The following is a 15768-nucleotide window of genomic DNA, read 5'->3' on the forward strand; positions in this document are numbered from 1 at the left end:
GGCAAGGTGGCCGAGGGTACAGCACCGGGGCGCTCGAGGGGCTTGGTGGGGGTATGACGTGGGTCACTCTGCCTGAGGGTGTTGGCAGGTCCACCCGAAGGCGGGGTGAATCCCCCCGCACGGACACGGGTGGTGCCGCCATAGTCGCTCAAGGTCACTGATCCGTACGTTTCTTCAGGTCAGCCCATTCCCTGAGAGACCGGAGACCACCATGCCCCAGACCGCCGCAGTAGTCGCGGAACCCCCTCCCGGAGCTTTGGCCGGGAGCGAGTTCACGCCGCTCCTGCGTACCGTCAAAGGCCAGGATCTCCTCGAGCGCAGGCACGGTTGGTATGCGCTCGGCATCACCGTCAACGCACTGTCCCTGACCGCTGTCGTCGTCGGCGTCGTCCTGATCGGCCACTCCTGGTGGGTGCTCCTCCTGGCCCCGCTGCTCGCCGTCCTGTCCGCGCGAACGGCCTTCATAGGCCACGACGCGGGCCACTCCCAGATCACCGGCAACCGGTCCGCGAGCCGTCTGATCGGGCTCGTCCACGGCAACCTGCTGCTGGGCATGAGCTACTCGTGGTGGAACGACAAGCACAACCGCCACCACGCCAACCCCAATCACATCGACAAGGATCCCGACGTCGTCGCCGACGTCCTCGTCTTCACCTGCGAACAGGCCAGGGGCCGGTCCGGCTTCCGCCGCTGGCTCACCCGCAACCAGGCCTGGCTGTTCTTCCCGCTCACCCTCCTCGAAGGCGTCGCTCTGAAGATCCACGGCTTCCAGGACCTGCGTCGGCAGCCCGCGCGCGAGCGCATGGTGGAGGGCATTCTGCTGGTGACCCATATCGCCGCCTACGCGACGCTGCTGCTCACCTCCATGTCGCTCGGTCAGGCTCTGGCCTTCGCCGCGCTCCATCAGGCACTCTTCGGCCTCCACCTGGGCATGGCCTTCGCACCGAACCACAAGGGCATGGAAATGCCGGACCCCGAGGGCGAGCGCTGGGGTCATCTGCGCCGCCAGGTGCTCACGTCCCGCAACATCCGGGGCGGCATCGTCACCGACTGGTTCCTCGGGGGCCTCAACTACCAGATCGAGCACCACCTGTTCCCGAGCATGCCGCGCCCGCACCTGAGGCTGGCCCAGCCCCTGGTGCGGTCCCACTGCCGAGAGTTGGGTATCCCTTACGCGGAGACGGGTCTCGTGGACTCCTACCGTGAGGCCCTGCGCCACATGCACGAGGTCGGGGAACCCCTCAGGGTCGAGTAGGGGGCGCGCCTCAGGGTCGTATCAGGGTCGCGGCCTGGAACCGCCGAGGGCATGGACCCGTTCTCAGGACAGAGAGCGGCAGTGGCCGCGAAGGAGGCGACACAAGATGTCGAAGAACGCGAAGATCGCCGCAGGAGGCGTGGCGGCCGGACTCATCCTGCTGATCTGGCTGCCCTGGTGGGCTGCCTTCCTGATCATTCTGGGAGTTCCGGCGGCAGCGTATCTGACGCTGGACCCCTCACAGCGGCGCAGGCTGCGCCGCGTCACGCGCAAGGAGCTCGGCCGCTGAGACTGCACCAACCCGGTCAGTTCCCTTCCACGACACAGGAGTTGACCACTTCGCCGCTCGCGGGCCTGCCGACGGCACGGCTCGCGGGCGGCTCTTCACCCATGCACTGAGTGCGTCGAACGTGGACGGGTGCCGGGCCCACAGGGAACCCGGCTGCTGTGTTCAGGTCCTCATCTCGTGCCGAAGCGATAAGCCGGGGCACGCCGGTGGGCGGGTCCCATTCTGTCGGCATGAGCTCAGCTCGGGCGTACGGCCATCTTGTCGAGGGCATCCAGCAGGCCGGGCAGCTCCGGCCCGCGGCCCACGGGAAGGATCTCGCCGGGCTTCTCGTCGAGCAGCACGAAGGCGATGTCGTCGGTCCTGGCCACCATCGACCAGCCCGGACCGTCGGCCCGCAAGGTCCGCGCGTCACCCGGCGCGAAGGATGAGCGTACGCGGCCGAGGGGTGGTGGTGTGTTCACATACGAGCGGGCCTCGGAGAGGACGCGCTGAATACCGCTGCGCGGTTCGCTCCCGCCCTCGTCCGTGTCGTCCGCGCTCTGTGTGGTCTCCTCGGTGGGGGCCTCGCCGCCCGGACGCACGAACTCCTCGTCGTCGATCTGCTCCCGCCAGGCCGCCCACTGGAGCGCTATCTCGTCCGCCCCGAGCCGCCGCTGGGCCGGGCCCCAGACGGAGGTGTCCGGCGGGGACAGCGGCTGCTGTTCGGCGACTTCGGGTGCGGGGTCGTGGGGGGCGGGTACGCCGGGTGCCGCGACGGCCACGGCCAGCGGCCACCCGGGCAGCGCCGCGACCATCGAGCGCTCGTCGGGCGACAGGTCGTACTCCATGCCGCAGTCCCAGGACGCGATGGCTACGGCGACCAGCGAGACGTCGTCGACGACGACCGTCCACCGCGCTCCGTCCCCGTCCTGCCCGAGCACCAGGCCGTACCCGTCGGCGAGCGGTGCCAGTCCGAGCGCCGCACAGGCCTCCGGGTAGTCGTCGCCCAGCACGCTGGGGAACTGCGCGGGCGTCAAGAGCACCGCCGTCAGCACATACAGCGCGTCGTCGTCCTCGGCGGCGACGGCGACATCATCCGTCCCGGCCATCCCAGCCTCCCCATAGCTACGTCCGTCGGCGCACCTTAATGCGATCGCTCGGCTGTTGTCACGGAGCCAGGGTGCACGCGGAGCTGCAGCTATCCGGCTGGATGGGACGAAACGGCCGTCCATCACGCCTCCGGGCCGACCGCCACGCCCTGGACCCCGTTCGGTACAGGCTGCCCGCCGTCAGGTCGCGGGCAGCCCGAGGAGTGTCCGTGCCACCGCAGCGGGCGACTCGTCGCGTTCCCGCGCGAGGGCGATGACCGCCCGGCACGCCAGCTCGTTCACTCCGAACGACAACGCCTCCGGCGACACCCAGGCGGCGGCCTCGTCGATGCCGTCCTGGTCGTCCTCGGCGCACGCCGACACATAGGCCGCGGCCGCCTCGAACAGGTTGTGAGTGCGCTTCTGCGGACGCCGGTCCTCCTGAGACCCGACCGTTCCCGGGCGTGAAACGAACTTGCGGAGTCTGGCTAACATGCCGGACATGCGGGCCACCTTCCCCCTGCGTGGTTGCCATCGCTGATCGTTCACCTGCTGCTTATCAACGTAGAGTTGAAGTCTCGGCATCAGAAGGGGAACGGTGCGCTGAAGCGTCACGGCGCCGGGTTCCGCCGCCCGGACCACCGCCTGCCTTCCGAGCCGCTTGATCGCCGGCTACAGGGTGCTCTCCTTCTGGGTGGGCTCGTGGCGAACTCCAAGGAAGGCAAGCCCTGGAGGCCGCCGGAGTGCGTGTGGTGACCGTGCCCGACGCGGGGCACAACATCATGTTCGACAACCCGGACGCCTTCGCCGAGGCGGTCGCCGAAGCGTCGTGAGGCGCGTCCTCAGCCTTCGCGTACGGCCAGTGCGAGGAACCGGGCGTCCTCGTCGAAGTACGACGTCATGCGCCAGCCGGAGCCGGACAGCAGCGGGCCGAGGTTGGCCTCCGCGCGCAGGTCGTCCGGTGTGATCTGCCGACCCTGGCGTGCCGCGAGCGCGGCCCGGCCGATGGGATGGAAGAGCGCCAGCTTCCCGCCGGGGCGCACGACTCGCGCCAACTCCCGCAGATTCTCGGTGGGGTCCGCCAGGTGCGCGACGAGGCCCGCTGCGAAGACGGCGTCGAGCGACCCCGTGCGCAGCGGAAGCGTGGCCACATCGGCAAGCAGCAGCTGTCCCGCACGATCCCGTCCCGCCCTTACCGCCGCCTCCAGCATGGCAGGAGTCAGGTCCACGCCGAGAACCACTCCGGAGGCCCCCACGGCCTCCCTCAGCGGCGGCAGGGCACGTCCCGTGCCGCAGCCCGCGTCCAGCACACGGTCGCCCTTTCGCAGGCCGAGTTCGGCGACCGCCGCCGCGTACGCCGGACCGTCGTCGGGGAACCGGGCGTCCCAGTCGGCCGCGCGGGCCGTGAAGAACTCCTGCACGTGTGCGTGGTCGTCGCTCATGCTCCGCATGATCTCGCATCGGCGCCGAGCGACATGGACGACTCCGACCTGAACCGGGAGGCGGTGCACACGTTCGAGCGTGATGCGATCGTTCAGGTACAGCCTGCGTCAAATAACAACAGCTTTCGAAATGCGCCCCCTTCATGCGCCCCGGGTCGGACTAGCGTCCCGGGGCCATGGGACACTTGGACCACGCCACCTTCGGCTGGCTGACCCCCGTGCTGTCGTACGTGATGGCCTGCACAGGCGCCGCCCTCGGGCTGCTCTGTACGATCCGCGCCCTCGGCGCCTCGGGGCGGTCGCGCCGCAACTGGCTGCTCACCGCGGCCTCGGCGATCGGCATCGGTATCTGGACCATGCACTTCGTGGCCATGCTCGGCTTCAGTGTCAGCGGCACCGAGATCCGCTACGACGTGCCACTGACCATCCTCAGCCTGCTCGTCGCCATGGCTGTCGTCGGCGCCGGTGTCTTCGCGGTCGGCTATGGCCGTGACCGCGGTCGGGCACTGGTCCTCGGCGGCCTCACCACCGGCCTCGGCGTGGCGAGCATGCACTACCTGGGCATGCTCGCGCTGCGGCTGCACGGTGACGTGAACTACGACCCGGTGCTCGTCGGGATGTCGGTCGTGATCGCTGTCGTCGCGGCGACCGCGGCCCTGTGGGCGGCGCTGAACATCAAGTCGCCCATCGCGGTCGCCGTCGCCTCCCTCGTCATGGGAGTGGCGGTGAGCAGCATGCACTACACCGGAATGATCGCGGTCAGCGTGCGTGTCTCCCCGTCCGGCGAGGCCTTGCCCGGGGCCACGGCGATGCAGTTCATCTTCCCCCTCGCCGTCGGCCTCGGGTCCTATCTCTTCCTGACATCGGCGTTCGTCGCGCTCTCCCCGACCGCTGGAGAACACGAGGCGTCCGCATCGGCCCGGCGACCCGCAGAGAGCGCCGCCCGCTAGCGGCCGATCCCGGACCGGCGACTCGGCAGGCGCCCGCCAGAACCACTCCGAGCGAGGAGGCCATGCGTACACCCCGTAGGAACCCAACAGGCGGCTCCCAGCCGCCACCCCCGGCTCCCGCACGGGGCCGCCGCGCGCACGCCGGACCCCCGGCAGACGAAGGCTCGGCTTCGGAAGAGCCGGCCGGCACAGCGCCGAGTGCGACGCCCACGCGCGCGGGTCGCTGGAGTCCGCGCCCCCGCACCGTACGGGCCAAGATCGTCTGCCTGTTGATGGTCCCCGTCATCTCCTTGCTCGCCCTCTGGGGGTACGCCACCGTCACCACCGCCCAGGACGTCTCACGTCTGAGGCAGTTGCAACGGGTGGACTCCCAGGTACGTGCCCCAGTGGCTGCCGCTGTCGCCGCGCTCCAGGCCGAACGCACCGCGGCCGTGCGCCGTGCGACCGACCCCGCCGCCGAGCAGGAGAGCGCCCTCAAGCAACTGGCGGCACGCACCGACCGGGCCGTGGCGAAGCTGCGACTCGGGGAGCACAACACCGTCGCCGACAGCGAAGAGCTGCCCTCCGGAGTGGCACAGCGCCTTGAAACATTCGTCACCCGAGCCGAACAACTGCGCTCCCTGCGGACCGCCGTGCTCCATCGGCGGACAGGATGGCAAGAGACGTACGCGCAGTACACGCAGACCATTTCGACGGCCTTCGGAGTGGGCGGCGCGCTCACCGGCATCCAGGAGGCCGATCTCGGCTCCGACGCGCGCGTGGTGCTCGAGTTCTCCCGCGCGGCGGAGGCGCTGGCACAGGAGGGCGCGGTGCTCGCCGGGGCCCGGCTCGCCGGAACCCTCGACGGAGAGCGGCTGCGGCTGTTCACCGGCGCTGTCGACGCACGCCGGTTGCTCACCGAATCCACTGTCGCGGACCTGCGCGGGCCCGAACGAGCCGCCTGGCGCGACCTGGCGGAGGGGAGCGCGTACGTTGCCGTACGCGCCGTCGAGGACAAGGTGCTCGGAAGCCGGCCCGGCGCCAAGGCCGTCCAGGCCGCGCCCGAGGCGACCTGGAACGCGGCGCACGCGCGCGTGCAGGACGACATGCGGACGATCGAGGCGAGTGCGGGCCACGGCGTCGCGGATCGCGGCGACCCGTTCCCGCGCGGCCTGCTCTCGCCGGCCGGTGCCGCGGTCCTCCTGGGGCTCGTCGCGGTGACGGCGTCGCTCGTCATCTCCGTACGCATCGGACGCGGCCTCGTCGTCGAGCTGGTGAGCCTGCGCAACAACGCCCTGGAGATCGCCCGCCGCAAACTCCCGGACGCCATGCACAGGCTGCGGGAGGGAGAGGAGATCGACGTCCGCGCCGAGGCTCCTCCCGGCCCGCCCGCGGAGGACGAGGCAGGCCAGGTCGCGGAGGCACTGAGCACCGTGCACCGCGCCGCCCTGCGTGCCGCGGTCGAACGTGCGGAACTGGCCAGCGGCATCTCCGGAGTCTTCGTCAATCTCGCCCGCCGCAGCCAGGTCCTCGTGCATCGCCAACTCAACCTGCTGGACAGCATGGAACGCCGGTCCGACGACGCGAACGAACTGAGCGACCTGTTCCGGCTCGACCACCTCACCACGCGCATGCGCCGGCATGCCGAGAGCCTGATCATCCTGTCCGGGGCCGCTCCCGGCCGGGCGTGGCGGATGCCGGTGTCGCTCACGAACGTGGTCCGTGCCGCCGTCTCCGAAGTCGAGGACTACGCGCGCGTGGAGGTACGACACCTCCCGGAGACGTCGGTCATCGGAGCCGCGGTCGCAGACCTCACGCACCTGTTGGCCGAAATCGTCGAGAACGCCGCCCAGTTCTCACCGCCCCACACCAAGGTGCGGATCACCGGTGAGCCGGTCGGCAACGGTTATGCGGTGGAGATCGAGGACCGGGGGCTCGGCATGGGCAAGGAGACCGTCGCCGAGGCGAACCGCCGCATCGAGCAGTCCAAGACGCTCGACCTCTTCGACAGCGACCGGCTCGGACTCTTCGTGGTGAGCAGGCTCGCCGCCCGGCACGGCATCAAGGTGCATCTGCGGACCTCGCCCTACGGCGGCACCACCGCGGTCGTCCTGCTGCCCACCGCGCTGCTTCACACGGCCACGGCGGAACGTTCCGATGCCGACCGGGTGGAGACAGGGGCGCCCGCGGAACGCGAGTACGCGCGCGTGCCCGTCGCCGCCTCGCAACAAGACTCCGTAGAGTCCCTGTACGAGCGGCCCGCACTGGTGGCCCCCGCACAAGCAGGCACGCACGCCCTCGGCGACGGCTCGCAAGAAGGCCCGCCGCCCGGCGTCACAACCCTGCGGCTGCACCGCCCACCTGACGACGCCGAGGAATCCGACGGGCTCCCACGGCGCGTACGACAGGCCAGTCTCGCCCCGCAGCTGCGTGCGGAGCGCCCAGCCGAGCCCGCGGAAGCGGCGGACCCGCAGGTTGACGACGAGCGCACCCCTGAACTGGTACGGGACCGCATGGCGGCCTACCGCGCCGGCTGGACCCGCGGCGGCGGCCGTTCACCCGGCCTCGGCGCAACCCCCGACCCCATAGCGGGCGGCGACGGCAGCGAAGGAGACCCCGCGTGATCCAGGACCCGGGCATGAGGACCGCACCACGGACCGGTGAACTCGACTGGCTGCTGGACGACTTGGTGCTGCGTGTCGGCGACGTACGGCACGCCGTGGTGCTCTCCAACGACGGCCTCGCGATGGGCGCTTCCAGCGACCTTAGGCGGGAGGACGCGGAGCACCTCGCCGCGGTCGCCTCGGGCTTCAACAGCCTGGCCAAGGGCGCGGGCCGGCACTTCGGCGTCGGCGGCGTACGCCAGACCATGGTCGAGATGGACGACGGTTTCCTGTTCGTGGCGGCCGCCGGTGACGGCTCCTGCCTCGCCGTTCTCAGCGCCGTGACGGCCGACATCGGGCTGGTCGCCTACGAGATGGCGCGTCTGGTCAAACGGGTGGGCGAGCACCTCTCCACGGCGCCGCGTGTCACCGCGCGACCGCCCGCCTCCGGGTGAGCGAAGGCGGCGGACATGACCGAGGACAGAAAAGGCCACCCCGAGCAGCCGGGCAGCCAGTGGTACGACAGCGAGGCCGGGCCGCTCGTCCGCCCGTACGCCATGACAGGAGGACGCACCAAACCCGGTCCCACGGGCGTGCGCTTCGACCTGATCGCGCTCGTCACACTGGACACGGGCGCCCCGGACGCCGACGACGACACCGCGCTCGGCCCGGAACACCTGGCCCTCATCGAACTCTGCCGTGCCGAGACCCAGTCGGTCGCCGAACTGGCCGCGGGCGCCGACCTGCCCGTCGGCGTGGTCAGGGTGCTCCTCGGCGACCTCCTGGAGCTGCGCTGCGTCACGGTCAGCCGCCCGGTGCCGCCCGCCCAGCTGCCCGACGAGCGCATCCTGCGCGAGGTCATCGAGGGACTGAGAGCGCTGTGATCAAAGGACTGAGAACACTGCGATCCAGCGAGTGAGAGCGCTGTCAATGACGGATCAGAAGCGAGAGAAGTGATCGATGGTCTCCGAGCAGCCCGGCGCCCCGAACGGCGAGACGGCCCCTCTGGCGTTGAAGATCCTGGTCGCCGGCGGATTCGGCGTGGGCAAGACGACCCTGGTGGGAGCGGTCAGCGAGATCAGGCCGCTGCGCACCGAGGAACAGCTGAGTGAGGCGGGCCAGTCGGTGGATCACACCGACGGTGTGGACCAGAAGGTCACGACGACCGTCGCCATGGACTTCGGACGCATCACCATCAGGTCAGGTCTGTCGCTCTACCTGTTCGGCACGCCGGGCCAGGACCGGTTCTGGTTCCTGTGGGACGAACTGTCGCAGGGTGCCCTCGGCGCCGTTGTCCTCGCGGACACCCGGCGGCTCGGGGACTGCTTCCCCGCGGTCGACTACTTCGAGCACCGGCGCATCCCGTTCGTCGTGGCCGTCAACTGTTTCGCGGACGCGCGTACGTACGGCGCCCACGAGGTGTCACGCGCCCTCGACCTCGACCAGGGCACACCCGTGGTGCTCTGCGACGCCCGTGATCGCGACTCGGGAAAGGAGGTCCTGATACGACTCGTGGAGTACGCCGGGCGGATGCACACCGCCCGGCTGCTCGACTCCGTCGGATGACGTTTCGGCTCGCTCAGTCCGAGACAGCGGCCTGCGCGAGGACCTTCTCGATGCTCACCCGCACGAGGAGTTCGCCCGGCACGCCGTTGCGGGCAGCGAACTCCTCGGCCCGGTCCTCGCCCATGTAGCGCGTCCCTATCCGCCCGGCCCAGAGCCGAACCTCATCGAGATCCTCCGAGATCCGGGCGCGCCCTCGCAGGACCACGAAGGCGTACGGGGGCCGGTCGTCGTCCACGCACAGGGCGATCCGGTCGTCCCGGGTCAGATTCCGTCCCTTGACGCTGTCCTTTCCGGTGTTGAAGACCAGATCGTCTCCGTCGAGCAGAAACCAGATCGGTGTCACGTGCGGACTTCCGTCGGCTCGAACAGTCGACAGCTTGCCGGTGCGGGTGCCGTGCGAGACGAACGCCCGCCATTCGTCATCAGTCATCTTCTGTGCCATACACCCATCCTGCTTGCTCGGACGGCGGCTGTGGGGAAGGCTGGCTCGTCAGATCCTTCGGCCAGGAGTGACTCACAACACGGGGAGACAGATCATGGCGCAGAACCAGGGATTAGGCTGGCTGCTGGACGACCTGACCGAGCGCGTCGAACACGTACGGCATGCGCTGGTGCTGTCCAACGACGGGCTGGTGACGGGAGCGAGCACGGGCCTCAGGCGCGAGGACGCCGAACACCTCGCCGCCGTGTCATCGGGCCTGCACAGCCTGGCCAAGGGTTCGGGCCGGCACTTCGGCGCCGGTCAAGTCCGCCAGACGATGATCGAGTTCGACGACGCGGTGCTCTTCGTCACGGCAGCGGGCGCCGGCAGCTGCCTGTGCGTGCTGAGCGCGGCCGAAGCAGACATCGGCCAGGTCGCCTACGAGATGACGCTCCTGGTCAATCGCGTTGGCGAACATCTCCGCGTCGATGCGCGACACCCGGAGCACGCACCCGCCATAGACCTCTGACCTGCGGAGACGTGGACGCGCTCAAAGTTATCCACAGGCTCGGCGCGAGGAGCGGCGAACCGGCTACGGTTTTTCCCGAAGCAAGCGCGCATGCAAGTCAGCGCAAGCAAGGCAAACGCACGCAATGCACGTCGCTGTACGGGGGAGAACCATCATGTCCGGCAACACGATCACGCAGTCCGCCATGCCCACGACGACTCCGGCCGCCGCGGCGGCGGTCCGGCCGTCGCTCTCGCCGAGCCGCGCCGCGCGGGAACTGGAGCTCAAACGAGGCGAGTTCGACCTCGCCGTCCGACTCGGATGTATCAGGACTGTTCCGGACGAAGGGGGCGGAGGCCGTCGCGTGGCCCGCACGGAGATCGACCGGGTCCGTTCCGAAGCCGGTTTTCCCGACGCGCTGCGGGAGCGCGTCAAGGCCGTGGGCACCTCGGAGGGCGCGGCCCTCATGGGCGTGACAGCAGCCCGGTTCACACGGTTCGCGCGCCTGGGCCTGATCGCGCCCGTCAAGTTCTACCTGAACCGCTACCGAGCGGTGGTCTGGCTGTATCTGGCCGAGGAAGTGCGGCAGTTCGCCGCGAGCAAGGAGAACGCCCCGCTGCTGAGCGGCCGTACGCCCGAGGGGCTGCGCGACCAGTTGGACGCGGGCGTGGACCTTCGAGCCCGCAACTGGCGGGGCCGGCATGTGGGATTTCTGCTGCGGCAGAGCGAGGATCCCTGGGTGCGAGCCGCGGCCGTGGCGTCCCTGCTGGATCCCGTGCAGGTCGCGGAGATCGTCGAGGACCCGTACGAACGCGCCTATCTGAACCGCTTCCGGCCAGAACAGCCGGCCCCCGGCGCGCCCGATTCACCAGCCGCCCACGTCGCCGCGCGGATCATGACGGCGGAGGACCCAGACGAGATCAACTGGCTCCGTACCGACTTGGCTGACGCAATCGAGGAAGCGCGCACGGAGCGGCCCGCTCCGCGTCCGACACCGAGGCCCGCGCCTCCGGCCACACCGGCGCCCACCACGTCGGCCGTTACGCCGCTCGGCACGGTGAGCGGCGTCGAGACAGCGCATACGAGTCGGAAACCCCGGCCGATCGAGGAGCGGCAGACCGTCGAGGAACCGGAACGCTCGCGCGGCCTCCTCGGATGGCTGCGCCGCAGAAACCCCTGACCCGTCAGGCCTCGAGCTTGCGGAACAGTCCTTCCTGGACGACCGAGACGAGCAGCTGCCCCTCGCGGTCGTAGATGCGACCACGGGCCAGACCCCGGCCACCCGTGGCGATCGGCGACTCCTGGTCGTACAGGAACCACTCGTCGGCGCGGAACGGCCGGTGGAACCACATGGCGTGGTCCAGAGACGCCATGTCGAAGCCGCGCGGACCCCAGAGCGGCTCCACCGGGATGCGGACGGCGTCGAGGAGAGTCATGTCGCTGGCGTACGTGAGCGCGCAGGTGTGAACGAGCGGGTCGTCGCCCAGCGGCCCGACGGCGCGCATCCACACGGCGCTGCGCGGCTCGGCGTGCTCGACCTCCTCGGGGGTCCACCGCATCCGGTCCACATAGCGGATGTCGAAGGGCTGGCGTCGGGCCATGCGCTCCAACGTCTCGGGGAGCGCGCCCAGATGCTCCTTGATCTCCTGAGTGACGGTCGGGAGCGACTCAGGATCCGGGACCTCGCGGGCCGGCGGCAGCTGGTGCTCGAAGCTCCCCACTTCAGGTTTGTGAAAGGAGGCGGTCAGATTGAAGATCGTGCGTCCCTGCTGCACGGCGGTGACGCGGCGCGTGGTGAACGACCGCCCGTCGCGGACCCGTTCGACCTGGTACACGATCGGCACACCCGGCCGGCCCGGACGCAGGAAGTACGCGTGCAGCGAGTGCACGGGCCGTTCCGCGTCGGTCGTGCGACCGGCGGCGACGAGAGCCTGGCCCGCGACCTGCCCGCCGAAGACCCGCTGCAGGGACTCCTGCGGGCTGCGGCCACGGAAGATGTTGACCTCGATCTGTTCCAGGTCGAGCAGATCGACGAGTCGTTCCGCTGGGTTCGTCATGTGTCACGTTCTCCTGTGCTCACAGCTGGCCGACATCGGTGACCTTGACGATGGCACGTCCCTCGGCGTCGGAAGCCGCGAGGTCGATCTCCGCGCTGATGCCCCAGTCATGATCGCCATTCGGGTCCGCGAAGGTCTGCCGGACGCGCCACAGGCCGTTCTGCGGCTCCTCCTCGATGAGCAGCAGCTTGGGGCCGCGAGCGTCTGGGCCGGTGCCGAGGTCGTCGTACTCGTCCCAGTACTTGTCCATGGCCTCGCCCCAGGCATCGGCGTCCCACCCGGACTCGGCGTCCATCTCGCCGAGTTCTTCGACGTGGTCCAGGGCGGCGAGCTCGACGCGGCGGAACATGGCATTGCGGACGAGGACGCGGAAGGCGCGCGCGTTCGAGGTGACCGGTTTGACCTGATCGGCCTTTTCCTGGGCCTCTTCGGCCGTCATCTCCTCCGGGTTGGCGAGCTGTTCCCACTCGTCGAGGAGGCTGGAGTCGACCTGACGCACCATCTCGCCGAGCCAGGCGATCAGATCCTCCAGATCGTCGGACTTGAGGTCGTCCGGCACGGTGTGGTCGAGGGCCTTGAACGCGCTCGCGAGGTAGCGCAGCACGATGCCCTCGGTGCGGGCGAGCTCGTAGAAGGAGACGAACTCCGTGAAGGACATGGCCCGTTCGTACATGTCACGGATGACGGACTTCGGCGACAGCGGGTGGTCGCCGACCCACGGGTGGCTCTTGCGGTAGGTGTCGTATGCGTGGAAGAGGAGCTCTTCCAGCGGCTTGGGGTACGACACGTCCTGGAGCCGCTCCATCCGGTCCTCGTACTCGACGCCGTCCGCCTTCATCGTCGCGACGGCCTCGCCGCGGGCCTTGTTCTGCTGGGCGGCGAGGATCTGCCGGGGGTCGTCCAGCGTCGACTCGACGACGGACACCATGTCCAGCGCGTAGGAGGGGGACTCGGGCTCCAGGAGTTCGAACGCCGCGAGCGCGAAGGTGGACAGCGGCTGGTTGAGCGCGAAGTCCTGCTGCAGGTCGACCGTCAGGCGCACGATGCGGCCTTCGGCGTCCGGCTCTTCGAGCTTCTCGACGATGCCGCCGTCGAGAAGCGAGCGGTAGATGGCGATCGCGCGGCGGATGTGCCGCAACTGCTGCTTGCGCGGCTCGTGGTTGTCCTCCAGCAGATGCCGCATCGCGGCGAAGGCGTTGCCGGGCCGGGCGATCACCGACAGAAGCATGGTGTGCGTGACCCGGAAGCGGGAGGTGAGCGGCTCCGGATCGGAGGAGATGAGCTTGGCGAAGGTGTTCTCCGTCCAGCCGACGAACCCCTCGGGGGCCTTCTTGCGGACCACCTTGCGACGCTTCTTCGGATCGTCGCCCGCCTTGGCGAGGGCCTTCTCGTTCTCGACGACGTGCTCGGGAGCCTGGGCGACGACGAATCCCGCCGTGTCGAATCCTGCCCGCCCGGCGCGGCCCGCGATCTGGTGGAACTCCCGCGCGCGCAGCGTCCGCACACGGTTGCCGTCGTACTTCGTCAGAGCCGTGAACAGCACCGTGCGGATGGGGACGTTGACGCCGACACCGAGGGTGTCCGTGCCGCAGATGACTTTCAAAAGACCGGCCTGGGCCAGCTTCTCCACCAGGCGCCGGTACTTGGGCAGCATGCCGGCGTGATGCACGCCGATGCCGTGCCGCACGTAACGGGAGAGATTGCGGCCGAACTTGGTGGTGAAGCGGAAGTTGCCGATCAGCTCGGCGATCTGGTCCTTCTCCGCACGCGTGCACATGTTGATGCTCATCAACGCCTGGGCCCGCTCCACGGCCTGGGCCTGGGTGAAGTGCACGATGTAGACGGGTGCCTGCTTGGTCTCGAGAAGTTCGGTGAGTGTCTCCGTGAGCGGCGTCAGCTTGTACTCGTAGGAGAGGGGCACGGGCCGCGTCACCGAGCGGACGACCGCGGTAGGACGGCCGGTCCGGCGGGTGAGGTCCTTCTCGAACATCGAGACGTCGCCGAGCGTGGCCGACATCAGGATGAACTGGGCCTGTGGCAGTTCGAGGATCGGGATCTGCCAGGCCCAGCCGCGGTCGGCCTCGGCGTAGAAATGGAACTCGTCCATGACGACCTGGCCGACATCGGCGTTCTTGCCGTCGCGCAGCGCTATGGAGGCGAGCACCTCGGCGGTGCAGCAGATGACGGGGGCGTCGGCGTTGACGGAGGCGTCGCCGGTCAGCATGCCGACGTTCTCGGTGCCGAAGAGCTTGCACAGCTCGAAGAACTTCTCCGAGACGAGAGCCTTGATCGGCGCCGTGTAGAAGGTGACCTCGTCACGGGCGAGGGACGCGAAGTGCGCACCGGCCGCGATCATGCTCTTGCCCGATCCGGTGGGCGTCGACACGATCACGTTCGCACCCGAGACGACCTCGATCAGCGCCTCCTCCTGGTGGGGATAGAGCGTGAGACCACGTTCCCCGGCCCACGACTCGAAGGCTTCGTAGAGGGCGTCGGGATCCGCGGTCTGCGGCAGCTGATCGATAAGGGTCACGTTCCCATCTTGCCTGTGATCCCACGCAATGAGGGAATCGGTTGCCGAGCCGAAGATCACGAACGCTACGCTGTGGCGCCGACGAGGCATCAGCGCACCTGGGCAACTGGGCGCGAGCACAAGAGGAATGGGGCGGGGCACGGCCATGATGGGACCAGCACACTCACTGTCGGGGGCTGCGGCCTGGCTGGGCGTCGGAGCCGCGGCGGCCGCCGCGGGGCACACGATGCCCTGGCCGGTGCTCCTGGTCGGCGCGCTGATCTGCGCCGGCGCCGCGCTCGCCCCGGACCTCGACCACAAGGCGGCCACCATCTCGCGGGCCTTCGGACCCCTCTCACGGGGTCTGTGCGAGATCGTCGACAAGCTTTCGTACGCCGTCTACAAGGGGACGAAGAAGCAGGGCGATCCGCGTCGCTCGGGCGGGCACCGCACGCTGACGCACACCTGGCTGTGGGCGGCGTTGATCGGTGCGGGCACCTCCGTCATCGCGATCACAGGCGAGCGCTGGGCGGTCCTGGCCATCCTCTTCGTGCACATAGTGCTCGCCATCGAGGGGCTGCTGTGGCGGGCGACGCGTGGCTCAAGCGCCGACGTCCTGGTCTGGCTGCTCGCCGCGACGAGTGCCTGGATCCTGGCGGGGGTCTTGGACGAGCCGGGCAACGGCTCCGACTGGCTGTTCACGGCGCCGGGCCAGGAGTACCTGTGGCTTGGGCTGCCGGTTGTCCTGGGCGCGCTGGTGCACGACATCGGGGATGCGCTGACGGTGTCCGGCTGCCCGATCCTGTGGCCGATACCGATCGGCCGCAAGCGCTGGTACCCGGTGGGGCCGCCCAAGGTGATGCGGTTCAGGGCGGGCAGCTGGGTCGAGCTGAAGGTGCTGATGCCGGCGTTCATGCTGCTCGGCGGAGTGGGCTGCGCAGCGGCGCTCAACGTCATCTGAGCGACCGCGTCGGCTACGGGGACGGTGTCGCCGTCAGCCGGACGCGCGCTCGGGACACGGTCTCCGGCTGCCGAGGCGGACCCGATCCCGAGTCCGGTCGACGAGAGGTATCCGTTGCCGTGTCCGGCCGGCAAGACACACGCATCGCCCTCCCCGAC

General features: G+C 69.4%; 16 protein-coding genes and 1 pseudogene. 11 read left to right on the top strand and 6 right to left on the bottom strand.

The features are described from left to right. The first annotated feature begins 211 nt into the window (after positions 1-211). Together G5C60_RS01670 and G5C60_RS01675 are read left to right on the top strand one after the other, a co-directional pair. On the top strand, positions 212-1255 hold the full coding sequence (locus G5C60_RS01670; RefSeq protein WP_165254332.1) for an acyl-CoA desaturase: 1044 nt from the start codon (positions 212-214) through the stop codon (positions 1253-1255). Between the two features lie 106 nt (positions 1256-1361). After that, positions 1362-1544, top strand: coding sequence for a hypothetical protein (locus G5C60_RS01675; protein WP_165254333.1), 183 nt, complete (start codon positions 1362-1364; stop codon positions 1542-1544). 236 nt (positions 1545-1780) lie between these two features. Here the strand turns inward: G5C60_RS01675 and G5C60_RS01680 are convergent, their stop codons facing one another. Beyond that, on the bottom strand, positions 1781-2632 hold the full coding sequence (locus G5C60_RS01680; RefSeq protein WP_165254334.1) for a hypothetical protein: 852 nt from the start codon (positions 2630-2632) through the stop codon (positions 1781-1783). 180 nt (positions 2633-2812) lie between these two features. After that, entirely contained in the window at positions 2813-3106 is a 294-nt protein-coding gene (locus G5C60_RS01685) for a hypothetical protein (protein WP_165254392.1), read from the bottom strand. Positions 3107-3303: 197 nt separating this feature from the next. Here G5C60_RS01685 and G5C60_RS01690 point away from each other — a divergent pair. Next, positions 3304-3444, top strand: a pseudogene (locus G5C60_RS01690) (alpha/beta fold hydrolase); the annotation flags it as partial. Between the two features lie 9 nt (positions 3445-3453). Here the strand turns inward: G5C60_RS01690 and G5C60_RS01695 are convergent. Beyond that, positions 3454-4053 carry a class I SAM-dependent methyltransferase gene (locus G5C60_RS01695; RefSeq protein ID WP_165254335.1) on the bottom strand — a complete coding sequence of 200 codons (600 nt, stop codon included), beginning with the start codon at positions 4051-4053 and terminating at the stop codon, positions 3454-3456. A gap of 176 nt (positions 4054-4229) precedes the next feature. On the opposite strand from G5C60_RS01695, the gene G5C60_RS01700 reads away from it, so the two are divergent. From G5C60_RS01700 to G5C60_RS01720, 5 genes are all read left to right on the top strand, one after another. After that, complete coding sequence (locus G5C60_RS01700) at positions 4230-5003, top strand: MHYT domain-containing protein (protein ID WP_165254336.1); 774 nt, start codon at positions 4230-4232, stop codon at positions 5001-5003. Positions 5004-5065: 62 nt separating this feature from the next. After that, the gene (locus G5C60_RS01705) at positions 5066-7606 is read left to right on the top strand and encodes a sensor histidine kinase (RefSeq protein WP_165254337.1); all 2541 of its coding nucleotides are present in this window, start codon (positions 5066-5068) and stop codon (positions 7604-7606) included. After that, positions 7603-8040, top strand: coding sequence for a roadblock/LC7 domain-containing protein (locus tag G5C60_RS01710; protein WP_165254338.1), 438 nt, complete (start codon positions 7603-7605; stop codon positions 8038-8040). The genes G5C60_RS01705 and G5C60_RS01710 overlap by 4 nt, the downstream gene beginning before the upstream one ends. A gap of 15 nt (positions 8041-8055) precedes the next feature. After that, positions 8056-8469 carry a DUF742 domain-containing protein gene (locus tag G5C60_RS01715; protein ID WP_165254339.1) on the top strand — a complete coding sequence of 138 codons (414 nt, stop codon included), beginning with the start codon at positions 8056-8058 and terminating at the stop codon, positions 8467-8469. A gap of 76 nt (positions 8470-8545) precedes the next feature. Next, positions 8546-9151: a GTP-binding protein gene (locus G5C60_RS01720; RefSeq protein ID WP_165254340.1), complete on the top strand. Its 606-nt coding sequence runs from the start codon at positions 8546-8548 to the stop codon at positions 9149-9151. A 13-nt stretch (positions 9152-9164) separates the two neighbouring features. Here G5C60_RS01720 and G5C60_RS01725 read toward each other — a convergent pair whose 3' ends face one another. Then, a complete protein-coding gene (locus G5C60_RS01725; RefSeq protein ID WP_165254341.1) occupies positions 9165-9593 on the bottom strand; it encodes a PPOX class F420-dependent oxidoreductase in 429 nt (142 codons plus the stop codon). 94 nt (positions 9594-9687) lie between these two features. On the opposite strand from G5C60_RS01725, the gene G5C60_RS01730 reads away from it, so the two are divergent. Together G5C60_RS01730 and G5C60_RS01735 are read left to right on the top strand one after the other, a co-directional pair. After that, the gene (locus G5C60_RS01730) at positions 9688-10101 is read left to right on the top strand and encodes a roadblock/LC7 domain-containing protein (RefSeq protein WP_165254342.1); all 414 of its coding nucleotides are present in this window, start codon (positions 9688-9690) and stop codon (positions 10099-10101) included. 154 nt (positions 10102-10255) lie between these two features. After that, positions 10256-11260 carry a DUF6397 family protein gene (locus G5C60_RS01735; protein WP_420907331.1) on the top strand — a complete coding sequence of 335 codons (1005 nt, stop codon included), beginning with the start codon at positions 10256-10258 and terminating at the stop codon, positions 11258-11260. A gap of 4 nt (positions 11261-11264) precedes the next feature. On the opposite strand, the gene G5C60_RS01740 is transcribed toward G5C60_RS01735, so the two are convergent. Together G5C60_RS01740 and G5C60_RS01745 are read right to left on the bottom strand one after the other, a co-directional pair. Continuing rightward, positions 11265-12137 (bottom strand): acyl-CoA thioesterase, encoded by an 873-nt coding sequence (locus G5C60_RS01740; protein WP_165254343.1) that lies wholly within the window; start codon positions 12135-12137, stop codon positions 11265-11267. Positions 12138-12156: 19 nt separating this feature from the next. Continuing rightward, a complete protein-coding gene (locus tag G5C60_RS01745; RefSeq protein ID WP_165254344.1) occupies positions 12157-14670 on the bottom strand; it encodes a DUF3516 domain-containing protein in 2514 nt (837 codons plus the stop codon). A gap of 145 nt (positions 14671-14815) precedes the next feature. Between G5C60_RS01745 and G5C60_RS01750 the strand changes: the two genes are divergently transcribed. Beyond that, positions 14816-15610, top strand: coding sequence for a metal-dependent hydrolase (locus G5C60_RS01750; RefSeq protein ID WP_165254345.1), 795 nt, complete (start codon positions 14816-14818; stop codon positions 15608-15610). Positions 15611-15768 lie beyond the last annotated feature (158 nt).

Origin of the sequence: Streptomyces scabichelini (genome assembly GCF_011045015.1) — a bacterium.
In the GTDB taxonomy this organism is placed as follows: domain Bacteria; phylum Actinomycetota; class Actinomycetes; order Streptomycetales; family Streptomycetaceae; genus Streptomyces; species Streptomyces scabichelini.

Coding starts and splice junctions, on each gene's coding strand:
- G5C60_RS01670 (WP_165254332.1), top strand. CDS start 212: ATGCCCCAGACCGCCGCAGTAGTCGCGGAACCCCCTCCCGGAGCTTTG.
- G5C60_RS01675 (WP_165254333.1), top strand. CDS start 1,362: ATGTCGAAGAACGCGAAGATCGCCGCAGGAGGCGTGGCGGCCGGACTC.
- G5C60_RS01680 (WP_165254334.1), bottom strand. CDS start 2,632: ATGGCCGGGACGGATGATGTCGCCGTCGCCGCCGAGGACGACGACGCG.
- G5C60_RS01685 (WP_165254392.1), bottom strand. CDS start 3,106: ATGTTAGCCAGACTCCGCAAGTTCGTTTCACGCCCGGGAACGGTCGGG.
- G5C60_RS01695 (WP_165254335.1), bottom strand. CDS start 4,053: ATGAGCGACGACCACGCACACGTGCAGGAGTTCTTCACGGCCCGCGCG.
- G5C60_RS01700 (WP_165254336.1), top strand. CDS start 4,230: ATGGGACACTTGGACCACGCCACCTTCGGCTGGCTGACCCCCGTGCTG.
- G5C60_RS01705 (WP_165254337.1), top strand. CDS start 5,066: ATGCGTACACCCCGTAGGAACCCAACAGGCGGCTCCCAGCCGCCACCC.
- G5C60_RS01715 (WP_165254339.1), top strand. CDS start 8,056: ATGACCGAGGACAGAAAAGGCCACCCCGAGCAGCCGGGCAGCCAGTGG.
- G5C60_RS01720 (WP_165254340.1), top strand. CDS start 8,546: ATGGTCTCCGAGCAGCCCGGCGCCCCGAACGGCGAGACGGCCCCTCTG.
- G5C60_RS01725 (WP_165254341.1), bottom strand. CDS start 9,593: ATGGCACAGAAGATGACTGATGACGAATGGCGGGCGTTCGTCTCGCAC.
- G5C60_RS01730 (WP_165254342.1), top strand. CDS start 9,688: ATGGCGCAGAACCAGGGATTAGGCTGGCTGCTGGACGACCTGACCGAG.
- G5C60_RS01735 (WP_420907331.1), top strand. CDS start 10,256: ATGTCCGGCAACACGATCACGCAGTCCGCCATGCCCACGACGACTCCG.
- G5C60_RS01740 (WP_165254343.1), bottom strand. CDS start 12,137: ATGACGAACCCAGCGGAACGACTCGTCGATCTGCTCGACCTGGAACAG.
- G5C60_RS01750 (WP_165254345.1), top strand. CDS start 14,816: ATGATGGGACCAGCACACTCACTGTCGGGGGCTGCGGCCTGGCTGGGC.